Source organism: Ancylobacter sp. GW821-FHT10E12, from assembly GCF_058809335.1.
On sequence record NZ_JBXASN010000008.1, the window covers coordinates 165,970 to 184,653 of the forward strand.

The following is an 18,684-nucleotide window of genomic DNA, read 5'->3' on the forward strand; positions in this document are numbered from 1 at the left end:
TGACCGACATGAGCAATGCGACCTCCCCCGTCCGCGGCCCTCTGCAGATGATCCGCGCGGTGCCGCCGCGGGTGTGGTGGATCGCCGTCTTCGCCGCGGCCGCGGCCATGCCCCTGGTCTCCAGTGACCTCTATCTCTTCCGCATCCTCACCATGATCGTCATCTGGTCGATCCTGGCGCTGGGCCAGAACATTATCACCGGCGTCTGCGGACAGCTTTCCTACGGCCAGGCGGCGTTCTACGGCATCGGCGCCTATACCTCGGCGCTGGCGACTATCCATTTCGGCCTACCCTTTCCGGTCACGCTGCTGCTCGCGGTGGCCATGGCGGGGATTTTCGGCCTGCTCATCGGCTATCCGGCGACGCGAATCGGGGGGGACTATCTTTTCCTCGTCACCATCGGCTTTGCCGAGATCTGCCGGCTGGTCTTCCTGAACTGGGACAGCGTGACGAACGGGGCCGTGGGCCTGCCCGGCATCCCGCCCGCGAGCCTCTTCGGCTTCACGATGTGGTCGAACCAGGAATACTTCCTGCTGGCGCTCGCGCTCCTCGCCATCGTCGTGCTGGTCGCGAACCGGGTCGTTGCCTCCGACATCGGTCGTTGCTTCCTGGCGATCCGCGAGGATGAGATCGCGGCGCGTGCCGTGGGCATCAACGTCTCACGCTACAAGCTGATGGCCTTCGGCCTCGGCGCCGCGATCAGCGGGGTGGCGGGGGCCATCGTGGCGCATTTCCTGAGCTATGTCGGCCCCGACATGTTCACCAACTGGGAGAGCACGCTCGTCTTCGCCATCGTGCTGGTGGGCGGGCTCGGCTCCATTCCCGGCACGATCCTCGGCGCCGCGGTCATCATTGGCATCTTTGAGAGTGCGCGAGGTCTCGCCGACTACCGCCTCTACATTGCCGGCGGGCTGCTTCTCTTCATCGTTCTGGTGAAGCCTTCGGGCCTGATGGGGGCGGTGCGGCTGCGCAAGCCCAGAATCCCGGCGGTCGTCGATGAGGGCGAGAGCGAAGAGGCCAAGCACGGCGCATGACAGGCATGGAAGATGACGAGGTATGGAGTGTGGCCTGACGGCCGGGAGCGATCCGCAAATGGCGCCGGTCATCCTTTGAGAGTTTGCTGCAGCAGCGGCACGAAGAAGTCGGCATCAGGCAGACGATTGGGCGCCTCGGTGCGGACATAGGCGGCGATGGCCTCCGGCAGCACCGAGCCTCGCTCGGCCAGCAGGCCGAGCACATAATCGGCATCGAATTCGGGATGCGGCTGCAGGGTGAGGATCGGGCCCGGATAGCGAAGGCCGGCAAAGGCGCAGCCCTCGCCGCTGGCGAACACCTCCGCCTGCGGCGGGAGTTCTACCACCTGATCGCGATGCCAGGCATTGACGGCAAAGTCGTTGCCGTCGCGATCCCGGTAGGTCTGCGGGCCGGCGATCCATCCTGTCGCCGCCCGCTCCACCCGCCCGCCCAGCGCCTGGGCGATGATCTGGTGGCCGAAGCAGATGCCGATCAGCGGCCGGCCGGCGGCCTGGATGTCGCGGATCAGCTGCTCCAGCGGCGCGATCCACGGGTGGTCCTCGTAGACGCCATGGCGCGAGCCGGTGATGATCCAGGCATCGGCCGCGCCCGGCCCTTCGGGGAACACGCCGTTCTCGATGTCGTAGGTGGCGAATTCGAAGGCGTCGTCGGCGAGCAGCCGGCGGAAGCAGGCGTCATAGTCGCCCTGGGTCGCGGCGAGCCGCTGGGGAGCGCTGCCGGGCTTCAGAATGCCGACCCTGGTCTTCTCGGTCATGTCGGGAACGTCCTTGCTGCCCGCCTCATCGGGCCCTTCTCCTTCCGGCCATCTGCGGTCGGGATGTCGGAGAATTCATGGCGACGCCTGTCGAAGCAGCAGCCGCCAGGCTGCGATACCGCGTTCGATGTCGGTCAGGCGACAGAATTCGTCGACGCCGTGCATGTTTTCATCCGGCAGGGCGAAGCCGAACAAGATGGTGCCGACGCCGAGCGCCGCCGCCATGGCGCCGGGCATGGGGATGCTGCCGCCGGAATAGCTGGTACGTGGCGGGCGGCCGTCCACGCGGGTGAGAATCGTCGCGGCGAGCTCCTGGAACCGGTCCTCGCGCGCGATGCGGTAGGGGCGCGAACTGCCCGGCAGCACGGCGATGCGGCGGCCGAAGCGTGGCGGGATGGCGCGGTCGAGGAAGTCCCGGACCCGCGCGGCGACGGCGTCCGGCTGCTGGCCGGGCACCAGCCGGCAGGAGAGGCGGGCACTGGCCGAAGAGGGCACGATGGTGCGCAGGCCCATCGCATAATGCCCGGATTCCAGGGCGTGGATCTCGATGGTCGGGCGCAGGCCCGTCATCTCGTCAACGGCGAGGTCCGGCGCGATGGCGTCCTCCGTCAGGCCGGCGCGGGCGAGCCAGGCGGCGCGATCGAAGGGCTGCTCGCGCAGCACATGCCATTCGGCCTCGCCTGGTGTGGTGGCGCCGTCGAGGAAGCCGGGCACGGCGATGCGCCCCTCGTCGTCGTGGAGGCGCGACAGCGCACGGGCAAGCGCCTGCGCCGGATTGGGCGCCGCGCCGCCGAAGGTGCCGGAATGCAGGTCCCGCGACGGGCCGGTGACGGTGATCTCCAGCCCGCAGAAGCCGCGCAGGCCGAGGCGCAGATCGCCCTGAGAAGCGTTGTACTGCCAGCCATCGGTGCTGAACACCGCATCGCAGCGCAACAGGTCGCGGTAATGCGCTAGTGCGGTTTCTAGGTGGGGACTGAAGATCTCCTCCTCGCCTTCATAGAAGAATTTGAGGTTCCACGGCAGTGCGGCGGGGCTGATCTCCTCCAGCGCGAAGATCGGCAGGAGGAGGTTCATCTTCTGGTCGGCAGCGCCGCGCGCGTATATCCGTCCGTCGCGCAGATTGGGGCGGAACGGATCGGCGGTCCAGCCATCGGCCTTGTCCGCCGGCTGCACGTCGTAATGGCCGTAGACCAGCAAGGTGGGGCGGTCCGGCCGGAGCTCGGTCTCGGCATAGACATAGGCCGGGCCGGGGGTGTCCGTGAGGCATCTTGCATGCAGCCCGGCGCGCTCCAGCCGGTGCCGCAGCCAGTGTGCCGCTCGGTCGAGATCGGCGCGGCGATGCTGCCAGGCGGCGACGCCGGGGATCTCCAGCAGTGCCGAGAGGTCGACGAGGAAGCCCTCGGGGATGGTCCTCATGCCGCTTTGACGGCGATGTCGGCCCCGAGCTGCCGCAGCAACATGAGGGAATCGCGCACCACCCAGCTCTCGACGATGATGCCGTCCTTCACCTCATAGATGCCGATGCCCGGCACCGTCACCGCCCGGCCGGTGGGGGCGATGCCCATGAAGGTGCCCTCATGCGTGCCGGTCATGGTGTAATAGGCGCAGACGCGGCTGCCTTCCGACAGCACGATGTCGAGCGTGAAGGCGACGTCCGGGAACGCCTCCTTCAGCGAGCGGTAGTTCGCCAGGATGCCTTCCGGCCCCTTCAGCATGCCGCGTGCGCCGGCGTGATTGACATAGCCCGGCGCGAACAGCGCAGGGATGGCGGAAGTGTCGCCCGCGTCCCAGACACGGCGGTAATAGTCGAAGATGACCTGCTTGCTTTCGGCGGAATTGCTCTCGGCGGAGCTGCATTCGATCGGCATTGGCGTTCTTCCTTCTCGTGGCGGCGTTCAGCTGAACAGCCGGCGCTCCATGCGGGTGAGGCAGCGCCCGCCCTCCGGCGTGACGACGACGGTCTCGCTGAAGGCCATGCCGCCGGCCCAGGTGTACATGTGGAACACCGAGTTCTCCTCAAGCCGCCAGTCGCTGTCGGCGAGGAAGACGCGGGTGAAGTCGCTGGTGCGCGGGATGAAGACGAGGCCGAGCGTGTAGCCGGTGACGTTAGTGTAGCTGTCGCGTAGGCCGGCGGCGAGGATGCCCTCGCGCAGGATGCGGTCCACCTCCCGTGCCTGCGCGCCCGGCTTCATGGCGCGGAACTGCTCGTCCTGGATGCGGATCATCGTCTCGGCGGTGCGCAACTGCTCGTCGGTCGGCGCGCCGATCGATTTCGGGCGCATGATGCGCGAGGTGTAGCCGCGGAAATGCGGCACCATCTCCACATGCAGCAGGTCGCCCTCGGCGAGGGTGCGGTGGCCGAGCGCGCCGTGCAGCGCCGCCGAGCGCGGGCCCGACGCCATCAGCACCAGGCGGGTGTTGTCGGCGCCGCAGCGCAGCGCCTCGCTGGTGATGGCGGCGCAGACCTCGCGCTCGTTCACCCCGGCGGCAGCGGCTTCGAAGCCCGCCGCGGTGGCGCGATCGCAGATCTCGGCGGCGACCTCGAGGCAGGCGAGCTCCAGCGGCGACTTCACCTGCCGCATCTCCCACATGATCCCGGAGAAATCGACGATCCGCGCGTCCGGCAGTCGAGATTCGAGTTCCAGCGCGCGGTTGACGGTCAGGAAATGGCTGTCGCGCTCGATGCCGACGGTACCGGCGCCATGGCCCCGGGCGATGATCGTCCCGGCAACCACGGCGATCGGGTTGTCGCTGTCGCCGATCGCCACGCAGCCGGAGAGCCAGCTGGTCTCGCTGAACACCGGCGCGTCGAGGGCGCGGATCACCGCCACCGGCTCGCCGGAGAGCGGCACCAGTAGCGCCTGGTACATGGCGGCGGTCGGCAGGTGGCCGCCGAAATAGACCATGTGCTCGAACTGGTCGATGACGAGGAGGTCGACCCGCCGCTCGGCCATGACGGCGCGCAGCGCGGCGAGGCGGGAGCGGAATTCGTCGACCGGGAAGCGGGGCGGGAAGGCGGGGGGCGGGGTCATCTGGGGCTACTTCTGGATGGCCAGGGAACGCGGGGCCTGCGTCAGCCGGACGGGGCCGTCCGGCGTGAGGGCGACGATGTCCTCGACACGCATGCCCCAGCGGCCGGGCAGGTAGATGCCCGGCTCATCCGACATGACCATGCCGATGGCGAGCGGCAGCTCGCTGCCGCGCACCAGATAGGGCTCCTCATGCGCGTCGAGGCCGATGCCGTGGCCGACGCGATGGGTGAAGGCCTCGCCATAGCCGGCGGCGGTGAGCACGGCGCGCGCCGCCGTGTCGGGCGCGCTTGCCGGGACGCCAAGGCGGATGGCCTGGAAGGCGGCTTCCTGCGCGTCGAGCAGCACGGAATAGGCCGCGACATAGTCCGGTTCCGGCGGGCCGGCGGTGGCGATGCGGCAGATGTCCGCATACCAACCCTCGAACACGCCGGCGAAGTCGAACACCACCGGATCGCCCGGCCGGATCACATAGTCCGAGCCGTGATGCAGCGCCGAGGCGCCGTTCGACCCGGCGCCGACATCGATCCAGGCGATGGAGCTGAAGCCATGCTCCTGCATCAGCGTCGCGATGGCGGCGCGCAGTTCGAGCTCGGTCCTGCCGGTCAGCACCGGATGGGTTTCGAGGAAACGCGCCCATACCGCGTCGAGCCGGTGCGCGGCGCGGGCGAGGGCGTCGACCTCGGCTTGGGTCTTGATCGCGCGCATCAGGTCGAGCGCCGTCGCGCTGCCGAAGGCGATGTCCGGCGCGTGCCGTTGCAGGCGCAGGAGGAAGCCGGACCAGAACTCACGATTGATGCCGACGGTGCGGCAACCCTGCTCGCGCAGGATCCTGCATGCAATGAGGGTGGGGTCCTCATGCTCGTCCCAGACGGCACAAGCGAGCGGCAGGTGTTCGTAGAGCGGTGCCTGCAGGCGCGGGACGATGATGGTGGCGTCGTGCGCCGTGAGCAGGAGCGCGACCAGTCGTTCCGTGAGATTCGCATCGCGGTCAAGGAGTTGGCGGAAGCTGGCGCTCGGCCCGACGATCACTGCGTCGAGATTCTCTTCCTGGATGAGGCGGCGCAACCTGGCGAAGCCGGGCAGCGGTGAAAACGGTTCGGCGGAATCACGGGGCATGGTCACGTCCATTGTCTGCATGCAGTGATATTAAGGCGCCGCGTTTCATGGAAGGCAAGACGATCCGGAGAAAATTATCCAAATGACACGAATGCACGCATAATATGCATCTATTGCTGAAATTTTGTCAGTTTTTACAATTTTAGCCTAAATATTATTCATTGATGCGTTGGCATTCCAGGCTCCGTCATTTCCGAGTTGACGTTCTGCATGCAGCATGCATGAAATTCGACCCATCTTGTGCCGCGAGGCACCCAGGGAATGACAGTGATGTGGACCAATCTGACGAGCGAGCAGCAGCGGTGGCTGGACATCGCCAATGCGGTGGCAGCCAGGATCAAGGTGGCGGACAAGGGCTTCGACAAGGCCGCGTGGTTCACCGACCAGAATATTGCCCTGCTGCGTGAGGCCGGCCTGTTGAAGCTCGCGGTGCCGAAGGCCTATGGCGGCGAGGCGCCGGAGGCGGGCAACGCGCATCTCGGCTGCTATGTCGTCACCGAGGCGATTGCCCGGGCCTGCTCCACCACAGGCTGGAACCTGATCATCCACTATCACCAGTGCGGCGCCGTCGCGCGGCTCGGCAACGAGGAGCAGAAGCGGCGCATCCTCGGCGACGTGGCGCAGAACGGCGTGCTGATGGGCTCGCTCGGTAGCGAGGTGAACCATCAGGAGAGCGTCGCCAGCAAAGACACCAAGACCAAGCTGTTCTTCCATGCCGGCATGCAGCCGGTCGAGGGCGGCTTCCTCGCCAATGCCTCGAAGCATTTCTGCTCCAACGGGCCGGTGGCGAAGTACCTGCTCTACTGGTCGATCGCGCCGGGGGCAGAGACCAGCCGCGACGGGCTGACGCTGTCGATCGTCGAGGCGGGCAGCGAAGGGCTCACCTTCAGCGAGAACGGCTGGGACCGCGTCATCGGCCTGCGCGGCACGGTGAGCTGGAGCGCCACGCTGAAGGACGTGTTCATTCCCTGGAAGAACGTGCTCGGCGAACCGGCCGACTTCATCACCAAGGACCCCTATACGCTGGAGCTCTCGCAGGCGTTCCACCTGATCGGCTGCGCGCGCGGCGCCTTCGACTGGGTGCTCGACACGTTGCGCAAGCGCCCCTTCCTGCGCAACGAGGAGGGGCTGATGGTCGAGGTCGGCCATATGGCGGCCTCGATCCAGTCGGCGGCCGGTTCGGCCATGCTGGCGACGCGGCTGTGGGAGGCGCAGAACTGGGGCGACGCGGCGCTCGCCTCGCTCAGCGCCCATCATACGGCGCGCGAGGTGGCGCTCGCCGTCGCCACCAAGGCGTTCGACATCATCGGCACCCGCGCGCTGCTCGACACCATGCCGCTGGAGATGTTCTGGCGCGACATCCGTGCCGCCTCGCTGCACACGCGCGATAGCCAGCTGGTGCGCCTCGTCGCCGACGCTACCGTCGACGGACATTACGCGCCGAAGCAGAAATACGGCGATGCTGGCGCCGCCCGGAGCTGGGCCGAGCTCGGCCTGGTCCCGGACGTCAAGGCGGAGGCCGTCTGACGGATGGCGAACCCAACCGACAGCTCGCAGCCGCGCGTGCAGGGGGCCTCGCTGGTGCTGGAGGCCCTGCGCAAGGATTTCGGGTCTTCACCCGCCGTACGCAGCATCGATCTCGACCTGAAGCCCGGACGGTTCCTCACACTTCTGGGCGCCTCCGGCTCAGGCAAGACCACGACGCTGATGATGATCGCCGGCTTCATCGAGCCGACCAGCGGGGCGATCCGCATCAACGGGCGCGACGTCACCACCTTGCCGGCGCACAAGCGCGACATCGGCATGGTGTTCCAGAACTATGCGTTGTTCCCGCATCTGACGGTGCTCGACAATGTCGGCTTCGCGCTGAAGATGCGCGGCGTCGGCCGCGCCGAGACGCGCGAGCGTTCGGCCGAGTTCCTGCGGATGGTCGGGCTCGGCGACTTCCTCGAGCGCTATCCGCACCAGCTCTCGGGCGGCCAGCAGCAGCGCGTGGCGCTTGCCCGCGCGCTGGTGTTCAGCCCGTCGCTGGTGCTGATGGACGAGCCGCTCGGCGCGCTGGACCGCCGTCTGCGCCTGCAGATGCAGGAGGAGATCAAGCGCATCCAGACCGATCTCGGCCTGACCGTCGTCTATGTCACCCATGATCAGGAAGAAGCCCTGACCATGTCGGACGACATCGCGGTGATGGAGGACGGGCGCATCGCCAGCCACTCCTCGCCGCAGGAAACCTATGAGGCGCCAGCCAACCGCTTCACCGCCAACTTCATCGGCGAATCCAACTTCCTGCAGGGCACGGTGGCGGCGCAGGCGGGCGAGGAGACCCTGGTCGACATTGCCGGGCGTACCTGCCGCGTCGCCGCCGAGCCGGCGGCCGGCGGCGGCAAGGCGGCCTCGGTGTTCGTGCGGCCGGAGCGGCTGCGCCTCGTCACGGCCGAGGACAGCATCGTCAATGCGATGGCCTGCCGCTTCGTGTCTCAACTCTATCTCGGTGAGAGCATCGTCTACACCGTGGAACTGGCCGACGGCCAGAAACTGAAGATCCGTCGCCCGAACCGGGGCGTCGGGGCCGCGATCCGGACGGACATGCCGCTCTGGGTCGGCTTCGAGCCGCAGAATGCACGGATCCTCCTTGCCTGATGGGAACGGCTGACGGCGATGGCCGAACGTGATCGCCACAATTGGAGCATGCGGATGAGCAGCAGAGACTTTCGCGCGAGCATATTGGCCGTCGGCACGGTGCTCGGCCTTGCCTTTTCCGCGGCGGGCGCAGCCGCCGAGGACCTGACGATCCTGTCGCTGGGCGGCAATTACCAGGAGAACCAGAGCAAGTACTGGTTCAAGCCCTATGCGGAGGCCACCGGCGTCGCCGTCAAGGAAGCGGCCGGCTACAACTTCGCCAACCTCAAGGTGATGATCCAGTCCGGCAATGTCGAGGCCGACGTCATCGACCTCTCCGCCGACTCGGTCAACGCGCTCGCCAAGGACAAGCTCTTGGAGCCGATCGACTGGAAATCGGTGCCGCAGAGCTGCCTCGCCGGCATCCCGCAGGACATGCGCCACCCCTATGCTTTCCCCACCATCCAGTGGGCGATGGTCATGGCCTACAACACCAAGACCTATCCGAACGGGCCGAAAAGCTGGGCGGATTTCTGGGACGTGAAGGCGTTTCCCGGCAAGCGCGGCTCCATCGGCGCCACCCGCCCGCCGGTCGAGCAGGCGGCGATGGCCGAGAACCCGGACATTGCCAAGCTCTACCCCTTCGACATCGACAAGGCCTTCGACAAGATCGCCGCGCTCGGCAGCGACATCGTCTTCTCGGACGGCTACGCCAAGGTGGTGCAGTTCCTCGCCGACGGCGAAGTGGATATGATCGTCATCCCCAATGGCCGCATGGTGCCGCTGGTGGCCGAGGGCAAGCCGGTCGCCATCAACTGGAACCAGCATCTGCGCTACCCGAACTTCTTCGTCATCCCGAAGGGGGCGCCGCATGCCGAGGCGGCCAAGAAGTTTCTCAACTGGGTGTGCGAGCCCGAGCGCCTCGCCGCGCTGGCCAAGCCGACCAATTACGGCCCGATCAATGTCGACGCCTACAAGTTCATCGACAAGGACGTCGCGCCGCTGCTGCCGGGCAACCCGGCGACCGCCGGCGAGGGCCGGGTGGCGGATGCCGAATGGCTCGGCGCTCACCGTCAGGACATCGCGCGCGGCTGGGCCCGCCTCGGGGTGCGCTGACCATGGCCGAGACCATGGCCCATGCCAATGATGCGGCCGCTTCAGCGGCCGCATCGCCCGCGCCCCGGCGGCTGTCGGCGGGGCGCTTTCCGGCGTTCCTCATCCCGGTGCTGGTCTTCTACGCGCTGTTCTTCGGCTATCCGCTGGCGCGCATCTTCTGGCAGTCGGTGCATGGCGAGGACGGCTTCACCCTCGTCGGCTTCGAGATGTTTCTCGAGGAGCCGGCCTACTGGATGGTGCTTGCCTATACCGGCGCGCTCGGGCTGGTGACGCTGTCAATCACCCTCGTCTGCGGCTATGCTGTCGCCTACTGGCTGGTGACGATGAACCGGAGCTGGGCAGTGATGCTGATGGCCTTCGTGCTCATCCCGTTCTGGAGCAGCGGCCTCGTGCGCACCTATGCCTGGATGGTCATCCTCGGCCGCCAGGGCATCCTCAATTCCGTGCTGCTTGATTTCGGCATCATCGACACGCCGTTTGCCTTCATCGGCACGAACACGGCGGTTGTTCTGGCGCTCGCCTACTACCTGATGCCCTACATGATCCTCAGCCTCTACAGCGTGATGAACGGCATAGACCGCAACCTCATGCTGGCGGCGCGCAGCCTCGGGGCGAGCCCGCTGCGGGCCTTCCGCGAGGTGTTCCTGCCGTTGACGCGGCCGGGCGTGCTCGCCGGCTCCTACATCGTCTTCATGCTGGGGATCGGCATGTACATCACTCCCGCCATGCTCGGCGGGCCGCAGCAGACCACGCTGCCGCTGATGATCGCCATCCAGATCAACGAGGCGATGGACTGGACCTTCGCCGCAGCGCTGTCGGTGATCCTGCTCATGGTGACGGGCGGCCTGCAGCTGGTGGCCAACCGCTTCCTCGATTTCGAGCGCCTGTGGGGCGGTGCCAAATGAGAACCGACATGACGCGCATCTCCCCCGCACGCCTCGCGCTCGGCGCCTTCTCCTGCGCGATCCTCGCGGTCCTGATCGCGCCGATCCTGATCATCTTCCTGGTGTCGTTCACGCCGACACAGATGCTGGAATTTCCGCCGTCGGGCTTCTCGCTGCGCTGGTACGAGGCCTATTTCGGCGACGCCATGTGGATGGCCGCGACGCGGCTGAGCTTCCTCGTCGCCGGGCTGACGGCGATCACCTCGCTGGTGATCGGTTTCGCCATCTCGATCGCGCTGGTGCGCTACCGCTTCCCCGGCAAGACGGCGCTGCGCATGCTGGTGATGAGCCCGCTGATCCTGCCGAAGATCATCATCGCCGTCGGGCTCTACTTCCTCTATGTGCGGCTGCGCATCCTCGGCACCACCGGGGCGCTGGTCATCGCCCATACCATCATCGCCGTGCCCTATGTGGTGATGATCGTCACCGCCTCGCTCTACGGCTTCGACCGGCGGCTGGAATGGGCGGCGCGCAGCCTCGGCGCCTCGCCGCTGCGGGCGATCTGGCTGGTCACCCTGCCCAACCTGCGGCCGGCCATCCTGGGCGGCGGGCTGTTCGCCTTCGTCGCCTCCTTCGACGACATCATCCTCAGCCTGTTCCTGACGCGTCTCACCGAGCCGACGCTGCCGCGGCAGATATGGGTAAATGTGCAGCAGACCATAGATCCGACCATTGCCGCGGTATCGACCTTCATGACAGTGATTTCGGTGCTCGGTCTCTGGCTGGTGGCGCTGGCGCAGCGGCGATCGAAACGCTCCTCGTGAGAACGGGCCAGGGACATATGACGGAAACGATGAAGACCAACGACGCCGGACCCGAACTGACCGTGGTGGAGCGCGAGCCGGTGGTTCTTCATGTGCATCGGGAATTGCGCCGGGCGATCCTTCGGGGTTCCATTCCGGCCGGAACCCGCATGATCGAGACCCAGCTGTCGAGCCGGCTGGCGGTGAGCCGCACGCCGGTGCGCGAGGCCATATCGCGCCTCGAAAGCGAAGGCCTGGTGCTGCGCCAGGTGAATGGCGGCGTCATCGTCGCCGAAGTGGACAAGAAGCTCGGCGAGATACTGGTCATCCGCCAGGCGCTCGAAGGCGCCGCGGTGCGTCTCGCCTGTGCGAATGCCTCGGACCAGGAGCTGTCGCAAATCCTGCGCGGTTGTCGCGAAGCCGCGCGTCAGGGTGCGCCTGACGGCCGGACGCGCTCCGCACAGGACCGCGCCTTCCACCTGTCCATCGCGCGGGCATCGGGCAGTACGCGGCTGCTGTCACTCATCGAGGAATTCTACGAATATTCCTTCTCGGCTGTCGGCATCGATCCTACGCCGGAGGAAAGCGCGCGCCTGCAGGCGGACCATCTGGAAGTGGCGAGCGCGTTGATTCAGCGCGACTCCGAGGATGCCGAGCGCATCATCCGCAAGCATTTCGATGAGGTGCTGCGCATCGCGAATGCCCATATCGAGCTCGCGGATTCGACTAAGGGGGCTCGGAATCCCCGCGTCGACCCAACCGGCGAGCGCGTTTTTTAGCTGTCAAACAAGTCCTGGGTATCGCTTATCGTTAAAAGTCACGCTGCGATGCGCGTCGGACACCCTGCCGATATCCTGGCGTCGACGCTCATGGCGTTGGCGTTCACGTCGGGCGTCCTTCCCTACAGATCCTGAAAAATGCGGAATCGCCGGAGCACCGCCTTCTCCGCTTCGAGAATGGCGAGCAGCACCACGCCACTCGCAATGATGATCACACCATCGGATAGCGGCACCGGACGGGACGCGAACAAGGCCTGCATGGGCGGCAGATAAGTGAAGGCGAATTGCGCAACCACTACCGCACCGATCGCAAGCAGCACCGCCGGGGTGCCGAGCACTCCACGCCACGTCACGGACGTCATGTGCAAGTAGCGCACATTGAATAGATAGAATATTTCCAGCACGACCAGCGTGTTGACTACCATGGTCCGCGCCGTCTCGACATCGTGGCCGCTCCATTGCGCATAAGCGAACATGCCCAACGCTGCGATGAGGAACAGCACCGCAACGAAGCCGATGCGCCATGCCATGAAGGGCGAGAGCAGGGCCGCGTCCGGCGCCCGCGGGCGGCGCGCCATTACTCCCGGTTCCGCCGGCTCGAAGGCCAGAACCATCCCGAGAGTCACGGTCAAGACAAGGTTGAGCCAGAGGATCTGCGCCGGCGTCATCGGCATGGTGAAACCCGCGAGGATCGCCGCGATCACCGCGAGCACCTCGCCCCCGTTGGTTGGAAGCGTCCAGGCGATCATCTTGCGGATATTGTCGTAGACGGTGCGTCCCTCGCTCACTGCGGCGACGATCGAGGCGAAATTGTCGTCGAGCAGCACAACTTCGGCGGCGGCCTTCGCCGCTTCCGTGCCCTTGCGGCCCATGGCGACGCCGACATCGGCCTGCTTGAGCGCCGGAGCATCGTTGACACCGTCTCCCGTCATCGCCACCACGGCGCCGCTCGATTGCAGTGCCCGGACAATGCGCAGCTTGTGCTCCGGGTTGGTGCGGGCAAAAACGGCAGTCCTTTGCGCCAGGTCGATGAGCTGCGTGTCGTCGACAGCGTCGAGCTCCGCCCCCGTCACCGCGATCGGATCATCCGCAAGCCCGAGCTGGCGCGCGATCGCCGCGGCAGTCGCGGCATGATCGCCGGTGATCATCTTCACCGCAATGCCGGCCGAGCGGCACTCGGCGATGGCGGCCATCGCTTCCTCGCGTGGCGGGTCGATGAAGCCGACGATGCCAAGGAAGGTCAGTCTCCCGACCATGTCGATCCCGAGTTGCCTGGGGGATGTCTCGTAGCGGCGCACCGCAAAGCCGAGCACCCGTTCGCCCTGCGCCGCGGCTTCGGCGATGCGCGTCGACCAGTCCTCGCCAAGCCCGTCAACGCTGAGTTCCAGCAGCCGCTCCGGCGCACCCTTCACGAACAGCACGACGCCTCCCTCGGGATCGCGGTGCAGCGTGGCCATGAAGCGATGACCGGCATCGAAAGGAACTTCGTCGAGCCGGGGCCACCGGGCGCGCAGCTCCGCAGGAATGTCTCCTGCCTTCATGGCAAGCGTGAGCAGCCCGCCTTCCATCGGGTCACCCTCGACATGCCAGATCCCGGCCTTTTCCTGCAATTGCGCGTCGTTACAGAGAGCACCCGCGTGGACGAGCGCCGAGACAGCCGCGGTCGGTTCAAATGGCGTTCCGTCCCGCCAGCGGAGTTCGCCGGCCGGCGCATAGCCGCTGCCCTCGACACCGATCGTCATGCCGGGAACGACGACGCGACATGCCGTCATCTCGTTGCGTGTCAGCGTGCCTGTCTTGTCGGTGCAGATGACGGACGTGGCGCCCAGAGTCTCGACCGCCGGAAGGCGCCTTATCACCGCGCTCCGGCGCGCCATCCGACGCACCCCGATGGCGAGCGTTATGGTGATGGTGGCGGGCAATCCCTCCGGCACGACGCCGACCGCGAGCGCCACCACTGCCATCAGCGCTTCGGTCCAGCCATAGCCGCGCACCAGCACGGCGAAGAGAAACAGCGCCACGGCGCCAGCGATGGCGAGCACCGTGAAGCGGGTGCCGAACGCATTGACCTGGCGCAGCAGCGGCGTCGCCAGCGACTCGACATTTGCGAGCATGCGGCCGATGCGCCCGATCTCGGTATTCATGCCGGTGGCGACGACGATGCCGCTCCCCTGGCCTGCGGCGACATAGGTTCCCGAATAAGCCATGGAATGCCGGTCGCCGAGCGAGGCATCGGGCATCGCCGGCTGCACCTGCTTTACCGCCGCAACGGACTCGCCCGTCAACGCCGCCTCATCGATAAGAAGTCCGCGCGCACGAACGAGCCGCAGGTCCGCCGGGACACGGTCGCCGGCCTCCAGCAGCACGACATCGCCCGGCACCAGCGAGTCCGCCGGGACACTGATCCGGACGCCGTCCCGCACCAGGCTGGCGCGCGGGGCGATCATGTTGCGGATCGCGGCGAGCGCGGCTTCCGCCCGCCCTTCCTGGACGAAGCCGACCACGGCATTCGCCAGCACCACGGCCACGATGACGGCGGCGTCGATGTAGTGGCCGAGCAGCAGTGCGGCGAGGGCGCCAAGCAGCAGGAAATAGATCAGCACGCTGTTGAACTGGGCGAGGAAGCGCACCAGAGGATGCGGAGCCGGCACGTCGGGAAGATTGTTCGGACCGTGATGCACGAGCCGTTCGCTGGCCTCCCCCGCACTCAGCCCCTCCGCGCCGACGTCAAGCCGGCGCGCGACCTCCGCGTGATGAAGCGAGTGCCAGTCGGCGGCATGAAAACTGGGGGGTGAGACGACCGGATCAAGCATTTCATTCCCTTACGGTAGGCTCATTCCGAAGGCGTTGATCAGAATCAAGTGGCCGAAACCGACCCAAGCATCGCGACATCGCCTGTCGTGCGGAGCGATACCGCGGCGCTTGCTCCAAACCGTCGGCCCCAGAAGCCGACCGCCGATCCCCCGGCGGCACCTCTGCGGTCAGCGCGGATGGACCGCGAGGTTCTCCGGCCAGCGCCAGTCACGCACCTCCGGCATGTCGAGGCCGTGGGCGCGAATGTAGCGCGCGTGCTCGGTCAGCTTGTCGCGGATCGCCTGCCGGACATGGGCCTTGCCGGCGATCCTGGGTACGCGGTCGATCACGTCGGTGGCGAGGTGGAAACGGTCGAGCCGGTTGCGCACCACCATGTCGAAGGGTGTGGTGGTCGAGCCTTCCTCGACATAGCCGCGCACATGCATGTTGTTGTGGTTGGTGCGGCGATAGGAGAGGCGGTGGATGAGCCAGGGATAGCCGTGATAGGCGAAGATCACCGGCTTGTCCGTGGTGAACAGCGCGTCGAACTCGATGTCCGACAGCCCGTGCGGGTGTTCGGACTTCGGCTGCAGCGTCATCAGGTCGACGACGTTGATCACCCGCATCTTCAACTCGGGGAAATAGCCCCGCAGCAGGTCGACCGCGGCCAGCGTCTCCAGCGTCGGCACGTCGCCGGCGCAGGCAAGTACCACGTCCGGCTCGCCGTCCTGGTCGTTGCTCGCCCATTCCCAGATGCTGATACCCTGCGCGCAATGCTTGATGGCGGCGTCCATGTCGAGCCATTGCGGCGCCGGCTGCTTGCCGGCGACGATGACGTTCACCCGGTTCCAGCTCTTCAGGCAGTGGTCGGTGACGTAGAGCAGCGTGTTGGCGTCCGGCGGCAGATAGACCCGCACCACGTCCGCCTTCTTGTTCACCACATGGTCGATGAAGCCGGGGTCCTGGTGGCTGAAGCCGTTATGGTCCTGCCGCCAGACATGCGAGGTGAGCAAGTAGTTGAGCGAGGCGATGGGCCGGCGCCATTCCACCTCGCTCGCGCTCTTCAGCCATTTGGCGTGCTGGTTGAACATCGAGTCGACGATGTGGATGAACGCCTCATAGCAGGAGAACAGCCCGTGCCGACCGGTCAGGAGATAGCCCTCCAGCCAGCCCTGGCACATATGCTCGGAAAGCATCTCCGTCACCCGGCCATTGAGCGCGAGATGGTCGTCATAGGACAGCTTTTCGGCGTTCCAGGCGCGGTCCGTCACTTCGAACAGCGCCTGCAGCCGGTTGGAGGCGGTCTCATCGGGCCCGAAGACGCGGAAGTTCTTCGCCGCGAGGTTCTGCTTCATCACGTCGCGCAGGAAGGTGCCCATCACATAGGTCGATTCCAGCTCGACCGCGCCGGGATGCGGCAGCTTCACCGCATAGTCGGTAAAATCCGGCAGGCACAGCGGACGACGCAGCACGCCGCCATTGGCGTGCGGATTGGCGCTCATGCGCTGCTTGCCCTCGGGCGCAAGGGCAAGGATCTCCGGCTTCAGCCGTCCCGCCGCGTCGAACAACTCCTCCGGCTTGTAGCTCTTCATCCAGTCTTCGAGCAGCGTGACGTGCTCCGGCTTCGACATGTCGGAGAACGGCACCTGGTGCGAGCGCCAGAAGCCTTCCGCCTTCTTGCCGTCGACCGTCTTCGGACCTGTCCAGCCCTTGGGGGAGCGCAGCACGATCATCGGCCAGCGCGGCCTCTGCGTGACGCCGTCCTCGCGCGCCGCCTTCTGGATGGCGGCGATCTTCCCGAACGCCGCGTCGAAGGCGGCGGCCATGGCGTGGTGCATGGGATCGGGCTCCTCGCCCTCGACGAAGAGCGGGTCGTAGCCGAAGCCCTCCATCAGGCTCTTGAGCTCCGCAGGCGGGATGCGGGCGAGCACGGTCGGGTTGGCGATCTTGTAGCCGTTGAGGTGGAGGATCGGCAGCACCGCGCCGTCGGCGGCGGGGTTGAGGAATTTGTTGCCGTGCCAGGACGTGGCGAGCGGGCCGGTCTCCGCCTCGCCGTCGCCGACCACGCAGGCGACGATCAACTCCGGATTGTCGAGTACCGCGCCATAGGCGTGGGAGAGCGAATAACCGAGCTCGCCCCCCTCATGGATCGAGCCGGGCGTCTCCGGCGCCGCGTGGCTGGGGATGCCGCCCGGAAAGGAAAACTGGCGGAACAGCCGGCGCAACCCCTCCTCGTCCTGCGAGACGTCGGGATAGAGTTCGCTATAGGTGCCCTCGAGATAGGTCGAGGCCACCACGCCCGGAGCGCCATGGCCGGGGCCGGCGACGAACAGCACCTGCGCGCCGGTGTTGCGGATGACACGGTTGAGATGGACGTAGAGGAAGTTCAGCCCCGGCGTCGTGCCCCAATGGCCGAGCAGGCGCGGCTTGATGTGATCGAGGGTCAGCTTCTCGCGCAGCAGCGGGTTGTCGAGCAGGTAGATCTGGCCGACCGAGAGATAGTTCGCCGCTCGCCACCAGGCGTTCATGCGCTGGAGTTCATCGGGCTGCAAAACGCTGTCCGCTTCACGCTGCTGCGGTGTCGTCGCCGTCATGTCTGGCCTCCTCGACAAGAATTCTCGGTGGGCGCGGCTGCGCAATTATCTCAGGAACTGCCGGAAGCGGCGCAAGGAGACATAAAACAGCCCCCCTCCGATCGCGACCAGCGCGGCAAGCTGCGGCCAGACGACCGACAGGCCGGCGCCGCGAAACAGCACCGATTGAGCCAGCATGACGAAATGGGTGTTCGGCGCCGCCAGCATGATGAACTGGATGATCTCCGGCATGCTCTCGCGCGGCGTGGCGCCGCCCGACAGCACCTGGAGCGGCAGCAGTACCAGCATCAGCAACAGCCCGAACTGCGGCATGGTTCCCGCGACCGTCGCGAGGAAGATGCCCATGCAGGTGGTGGCGAACAGATGCAGCGCCGCGCCAAAAAGGAACAGCGCGATCGATCCCTCGATCGGCACGGCGAGCAGCCATTGCACGACGACGACCAGCGAGAAGGTCGAGGCGAGCAGCACTACCAGCCCCATCGACCAGACCTTGCTGACCATGATCTCGAACGGCGACACCGGCATGACCAGCAGGTGCTCGATGGTGCCGTGCTCGCGCTCGCGGATCAGCGCGGCGCCGGTCAGGATGATGGACAGCATGGTGATGGACGAGATCACGTTGGTGACCGCGCCGAACCAGCCCTTGTTCATTTCCTGGTTGAAGCGCGTCCGCAGTGTCAGCTCCACCGGGACCGAGGCGATAGCGCGGTGGCGGTCGAGGAATTCGCTCACCTCGCTGGAGACGATGGACTGGATATAGCCGCCGCCGGAAAATGCCTGCGTCATGCGGGTGGCGTCGATATTGAGCTGAATGGTCGGCGATCTGCCGGCGAGCAGGTCGCGCTGGAAGTTCGGCGGGATATCGAGCGCGAAGGTGTCGAGCCCGGCATCCATCCGGCTGTCCATCTCGCGCTGGGTGATGAGGCTCGGCGGCAGGAAATAGGGCGGATAGAACGCGGTCGCGATGCGAGTGGAGGCCGGCGACCGGTCCTCGTCGACAATGGCGATGGTCGCCTTGTTCAGCGTCTCCGGCATTGCGCGCGAGGCGGTATAGATCGACAGCGTGAACGAATACACGATCAGGATCAGCAGCATCGGATCGCGCAACAGGCCGCGCAATTCCTTGATGCCGAGCTGGATGATGTTGCGCGCGCCCATG

Annotated in this window: 15 protein-coding genes; 7 read left to right on the plus strand and 8 right to left on the minus strand. The window is 66.4% G+C overall.

The genetic code is table 11. From position 1 onward, the window contains the following. Positions 1-8 precede the first annotated feature (8 nt). Positions 9-1,034 carry a branched-chain amino acid ABC transporter permease gene (locus AC1RU4_RS13000; protein ID WP_492891507.1) on the plus strand — a complete coding sequence of 342 codons (1,026 nt, stop codon included), beginning with the start codon at positions 9-11 and terminating at the stop codon, positions 1,032-1,034. Between the two features lie 68 nt (positions 1,035-1,102). On the opposite strand, the gene AC1RU4_RS13005 is transcribed toward AC1RU4_RS13000, so the two are convergent. The 5 genes from AC1RU4_RS13005 to AC1RU4_RS13025 all read right to left on the minus strand — a co-directional run bounded on the left by AC1RU4_RS13005 (position 1,103) and on the right by AC1RU4_RS13025 (position 5,937). Then, a complete protein-coding gene (locus AC1RU4_RS13005) occupies positions 1,103-1,789 on the minus strand; it encodes a type 1 glutamine amidotransferase (protein ID WP_492891508.1) in 687 nt (228 codons plus the stop codon). A 75-nt stretch (positions 1,790-1,864) separates the two neighbouring features. After that, complete coding sequence (locus AC1RU4_RS13010) at positions 1,865-3,205, minus strand: M20/M25/M40 family metallo-hydrolase (RefSeq protein WP_492891509.1); 1,341 nt, start codon at positions 3,203-3,205, stop codon at positions 1,865-1,867. Beyond that, positions 3,202-3,657, minus strand: coding sequence for an ester cyclase (locus AC1RU4_RS13015; RefSeq protein ID WP_492891510.1), 456 nt, complete (start codon positions 3,655-3,657; stop codon positions 3,202-3,204). The genes AC1RU4_RS13010 and AC1RU4_RS13015 overlap by 4 nt, the downstream gene beginning before the upstream one ends. A gap of 27 nt (positions 3,658-3,684) precedes the next feature. Further along, positions 3,685-4,821 carry a M24 family metallopeptidase gene (locus AC1RU4_RS13020; RefSeq protein ID WP_492891511.1) on the minus strand — a complete coding sequence of 379 codons (1,137 nt, stop codon included), beginning with the start codon at positions 4,819-4,821 and terminating at the stop codon, positions 3,685-3,687. Positions 4,822-4,827: 6 nt separating this feature from the next. Further along, on the minus strand, positions 4,828-5,937 hold the full coding sequence (locus tag AC1RU4_RS13025; protein ID WP_492891512.1) for a M24 family metallopeptidase: 1,110 nt from the start codon (positions 5,935-5,937) through the stop codon (positions 4,828-4,830). Between the two features lie 270 nt (positions 5,938-6,207). Here AC1RU4_RS13025 and AC1RU4_RS13030 point away from each other — a divergent pair, with 270 nt between their 5' ends. Genes AC1RU4_RS13030 through AC1RU4_RS13055 form a run of 6 tightly spaced genes read left to right on the plus strand, consistent with a single transcriptional unit; the run spans position 6,208 to position 12,138 of the window. Then, positions 6,208-7,464, plus strand: coding sequence for an acyl-CoA dehydrogenase family protein (locus tag AC1RU4_RS13030; protein WP_492891513.1), 1,257 nt, complete (start codon positions 6,208-6,210; stop codon positions 7,462-7,464). 3 nt (positions 7,465-7,467) lie between these two features. Then, positions 7,468-8,577 carry an ABC transporter ATP-binding protein gene (locus tag AC1RU4_RS13035; RefSeq protein ID WP_492891514.1) on the plus strand — a complete coding sequence of 370 codons (1,110 nt, stop codon included), beginning with the start codon at positions 7,468-7,470 and terminating at the stop codon, positions 8,575-8,577. Positions 8,578-8,631: 54 nt separating this feature from the next. Continuing rightward, positions 8,632-9,672, plus strand: a complete 1,041-nt coding sequence (locus AC1RU4_RS13040; RefSeq protein ID WP_492891515.1) for an ABC transporter substrate-binding protein — start codon at positions 8,632-8,634, stop codon at positions 9,670-9,672. Between the two features lie 2 nt (positions 9,673-9,674). Next, positions 9,675-10,577 carry an ABC transporter permease gene (locus tag AC1RU4_RS13045; protein ID WP_492891516.1) on the plus strand — a complete coding sequence of 301 codons (903 nt, stop codon included), beginning with the start codon at positions 9,675-9,677 and terminating at the stop codon, positions 10,575-10,577. 8 nt (positions 10,578-10,585) lie between these two features. Then, positions 10,586-11,380: an ABC transporter permease gene (locus tag AC1RU4_RS13050; protein ID WP_492891517.1), complete on the plus strand. Its 795-nt coding sequence runs from the start codon at positions 10,586-10,588 to the stop codon at positions 11,378-11,380. A gap of 29 nt (positions 11,381-11,409) precedes the next feature. Further along, positions 11,410-12,138, plus strand: a complete 729-nt coding sequence (locus AC1RU4_RS13055) for a GntR family transcriptional regulator (RefSeq protein WP_492891518.1) — start codon at positions 11,410-11,412, stop codon at positions 12,136-12,138. Between the two features lie 122 nt (positions 12,139-12,260). Here the strand turns inward: AC1RU4_RS13055 and AC1RU4_RS13060 are convergent, their stop codons facing one another. The 3 genes from AC1RU4_RS13060 to AC1RU4_RS13070 form a co-directional block, all read right to left on the minus strand. Then, the gene (locus tag AC1RU4_RS13060; protein ID WP_492891519.1) at positions 12,261-14,951 is read right to left on the minus strand and encodes an HAD-IC family P-type ATPase; all 2,691 of its coding nucleotides are present in this window, start codon (positions 14,949-14,951) and stop codon (positions 12,261-12,263) included. 168 nt (positions 14,952-15,119) lie between these two features. Further along, complete coding sequence (locus AC1RU4_RS13065) at positions 15,120-17,525, minus strand: phosphoketolase family protein (RefSeq protein ID WP_492891520.1); 2,406 nt, start codon at positions 17,523-17,525, stop codon at positions 15,120-15,122. Positions 17,526-17,570: 45 nt separating this feature from the next. After that, positions 17,571-18,683 (minus strand): ABC transporter permease, encoded by a 1,113-nt coding sequence (locus AC1RU4_RS13070; protein WP_492891521.1) that lies wholly within the window; start codon positions 18,681-18,683, stop codon positions 17,571-17,573. Position 18,684: the final 1 nt, after the last annotated feature.

Bases quoted from the DNA above. Each gene is read 5' to 3' on its own strand.
- AC1RU4_RS13000 (WP_492891507.1), top strand. From the start codon at position 9: ATGAGCAATGCGACCTCCCCCGTCCGCGGCCCTCTGCAGATGATCCGC.
- AC1RU4_RS13005 (WP_492891508.1), bottom strand. From the start codon at position 1,789: ATGACCGAGAAGACCAGGGTCGGCATTCTGAAGCCCGGCAGCGCTCCC.
- AC1RU4_RS13010 (WP_492891509.1), bottom strand. From the start codon at position 3,205: ATGAGGACCATCCCCGAGGGCTTCCTCGTCGACCTCTCGGCACTGCTG.
- AC1RU4_RS13015 (WP_492891510.1), bottom strand. From the start codon at position 3,657: ATGCCGATCGAATGCAGCTCCGCCGAGAGCAATTCCGCCGAAAGCAAG.
- AC1RU4_RS13020 (WP_492891511.1), bottom strand. From the start codon at position 4,821: ATGACCCCGCCCCCCGCCTTCCCGCCCCGCTTCCCGGTCGACGAATTC.
- AC1RU4_RS13025 (WP_492891512.1), bottom strand. From the start codon at position 5,937: ATGCCCCGTGATTCCGCCGAACCGTTTTCACCGCTGCCCGGCTTCGCC.
- AC1RU4_RS13030 (WP_492891513.1), top strand. From the start codon at position 6,208: ATGTGGACCAATCTGACGAGCGAGCAGCAGCGGTGGCTGGACATCGCC.
- AC1RU4_RS13035 (WP_492891514.1), top strand. From the start codon at position 7,468: ATGGCGAACCCAACCGACAGCTCGCAGCCGCGCGTGCAGGGGGCCTCG.
- AC1RU4_RS13040 (WP_492891515.1), top strand. From the start codon at position 8,632: ATGAGCAGCAGAGACTTTCGCGCGAGCATATTGGCCGTCGGCACGGTG.
- AC1RU4_RS13045 (WP_492891516.1), top strand. From the start codon at position 9,675: ATGGCCGAGACCATGGCCCATGCCAATGATGCGGCCGCTTCAGCGGCC.
- AC1RU4_RS13050 (WP_492891517.1), top strand. From the start codon at position 10,586: ATGACGCGCATCTCCCCCGCACGCCTCGCGCTCGGCGCCTTCTCCTGC.
- AC1RU4_RS13055 (WP_492891518.1), top strand. From the start codon at position 11,410: ATGAAGACCAACGACGCCGGACCCGAACTGACCGTGGTGGAGCGCGAG.
- AC1RU4_RS13060 (WP_492891519.1), bottom strand. From the start codon at position 14,951: ATGCTTGATCCGGTCGTCTCACCCCCCAGTTTTCATGCCGCCGACTGG.
- AC1RU4_RS13065 (WP_492891520.1), bottom strand. From the start codon at position 17,525: ATGACGGCGACGACACCGCAGCAGCGTGAAGCGGACAGCGTTTTGCAG.
- AC1RU4_RS13070 (WP_492891521.1), bottom strand. From the start codon at position 18,683: ATGGGCGCGCGCAACATCATCCAGCTCGGCATCAAGGAATTGCGCGGC.